Genomic DNA, 2270 nt, shown 5'->3' on the forward strand with positions numbered 1-2270 from the left:
GGTAACCACCACCACGCTAACCGTGGCCGAATACATCGCGTATTGGCTCGAACACATCGCCGAACCCAGTATCCGGCGGACCACCTACGCCACGTACGAGGGAGACGTGCGCCTGCATATCGTTCCAGGCATTGGCAAGCGGAAGCTGAAAACGCTGCAGGCCTCCGATATTCGGCTTTGGCTGAACCAGCTGCGGACGCGGTGCCAATGCTGCGCACAGGGCAAGGACGCGAGGCGGTGCCCACCCAGGTGCTGGGCGAACGAGGAACCGGAGTGCTGTCAGGACCTACTCTCGTCGAGCTCGATCCGTCACGTCCTCAGAGTCCTGCGGGCAGCGTTGCAAGACGCGGTCGACGAGGAACTCCTCAGCCGCAACGTCGCCCGGCTGGTTCAGCTGCGAGTCACCGATGACCGAAAGGTCCGCAGCTTCACCCGCACGGAGGCGTTGCGCTTTCTCAAAGCCGCCGAACAGCACCGGCTCTACGCCCTCTGGGCGGTCGCCCTGGTGATGGGGCTGCGTCGTGGCGAAGCACTGGGTCTTGCCTGGGCCGACGTCGACCTCGATGACGGCCGCCTGACGATCCGCCAGGCACTGCACCGGGTGGACGGTCAGCTTCGGCTGGAGCAGGTCAAAACGGAGGCGTCGGTCGCCGTGCTGCCCATCCCGACTGCGCTGGTGAGCATTCTGCGCGGGCATCGCAGCAGACAGCTCGAAGAGCGCTTCACGGCCGGCGCTCAGTGGCGCGACAGCGGCCTCGTCTTCACCACCGCAAATGGCGGCTTCCTCGAACCACGCAATATCAATCGCATGTTCCATCGGCTGTGCCAGATCGCCAACGTCCCGCAGCTGCGTGTGCACGATCTTCGCCACTCGTGCGCCACTCTGCTGTTCACGACGGGAGTGCCGCCGGCGACCGTGCAGCGGATCCTGCGGCACAGCTCGATCACGGTGACGACGGGAACCTACGTCGAGGTGATCGAGGCGGTGCAGCGTGACGCCTTGGACTCGATGGGCACCCTATTCGAACAAGTTGGCGACGAAATGTCGGGCGGGTTGTCGTCAAAGAAGTCACGGTTGTCGTCACGGTTGTCGTCAAACGCCCGAAAATCGGGCTCCTGAAACCGCGTTTCGGCCGGTGGAGCTAAGGGGACTCGAACCCCTGACCCCCACACTGCCAGTGTGGTGCGCTACCAGCTGCGCCATAGCCCCGTGAAGTCGTGCCAATCGAAGCTACACCACCTGCATCGACGGCTCAAAGCCGCAGCTCAGGGAACCTCTCCCCGCGCGCCGGTGTCGCCTCGGCGGGCGGCGACGCGCGAGTCTCAGGTGCGCGCACCCAGGCGATAGCGGCGGCGAGCAGGATGACGCCGCTGACGACGAAGGCCCAACCGAACGACGCTTGCTGGGCGATCTCGCCGACCGTGAACGAGCCCAGGATCGAACCGAGGTCAGCCATCATCTGAAATCCCGCGAGCGCGGTCCCGGCCCGTGCCTTGCTGCCGATGATGTCCGCGACGGCGGCCTGCTGTGGCGAGCTGAACATGCCGGCGGCGGCGCCTGCGACGTAGGCGCCGGCCAAGAACAACGGCAGCGATGAGGCCGAACCCACGAGCGCGGTCGCCACACCGGACACAGACAACCCCACGATGAGCAAGGTCCGTCGGCCGACCCGGTCGGAGAGGTGGCCGCTGGGGATCACCACCGACACATTGCCGGCCGCGAACGTCGCCAATGAAACGCCCGCCATACCCGGCCCGCGGCCCAAAACCTCCGTGACGAACAGTGGCACCAACGCCATGCGCAGACCGAATACCGCCCACCCCGTCGCGAAGTTTGACAGCAGGGCCGCGCGATACGCCTGCTGGCGTAACGCGATCCGCAGTGTCACCGTCGGCTCGGCCTGTTCCTCGTGTGCGGCGAGCCTGGAATGCCGCAGGCTGAAGAACACCACGCCCGCGGCGATCAACAGCGCGACGCCGTAGATCACGAACGGCACGCTCAGGCCCAGCCCGGCCGTCAGGCTGCCCAGCACCGGGCCGCCGACGGAGCCGACGAGAAACGCGGTCGCGAACATGCCCGCGACACGGCCCCGTGCGTCCTCCGGGCTGACCCGAATCATCAAGCCCAGCGACGAGACGAAGAACATCGTTGACCCGATCCCGCCCAGCGAGCGGAACAGCAAGAGCTGCCAATAGTCCTGCGCGAACGCGCATGCGCCCGTCGAGAGCGCCACGATCAGGATGCCGCTGACGTAGACCCGCCGCTCCCC

General features: G+C 66.3%; 2 protein-coding genes and 1 tRNA gene. 1 reads left to right on the plus strand and 2 read right to left on the minus strand.

Going from position 1 to position 2270, the window contains the following annotated elements:
• Positions 1 to 1120 (plus strand): site-specific integrase (locus tag VKI00_RS19685; RefSeq protein WP_324440360.1); only part of this gene is annotated, 1120 nt, incomplete at its 5' end.
• Positions 1121 to 1137: 17 nt separating this feature from the next.
• Here VKI00_RS19685 and VKI00_RS19690 read toward each other — a convergent pair.
• Together VKI00_RS19690 and VKI00_RS19695 are read right to left on the minus strand one after the other, a co-directional pair.
• Positions 1138 to 1210 (minus strand) — tRNA-Ala (locus VKI00_RS19690).
• Positions 1211 to 1253: 43 nt separating this feature from the next.
• On the minus strand, positions 1254 to 2270 hold a 1017-nt coding region (locus VKI00_RS19695; protein WP_324440362.1), incomplete at its 5' end, for an MFS transporter.

It is taken from the genome of Mycobacterium sp. (assembly GCF_035314665.1).
Lineage (GTDB): Bacteria > Actinomycetota > Actinomycetes > Mycobacteriales > Mycobacteriaceae > Mycobacterium.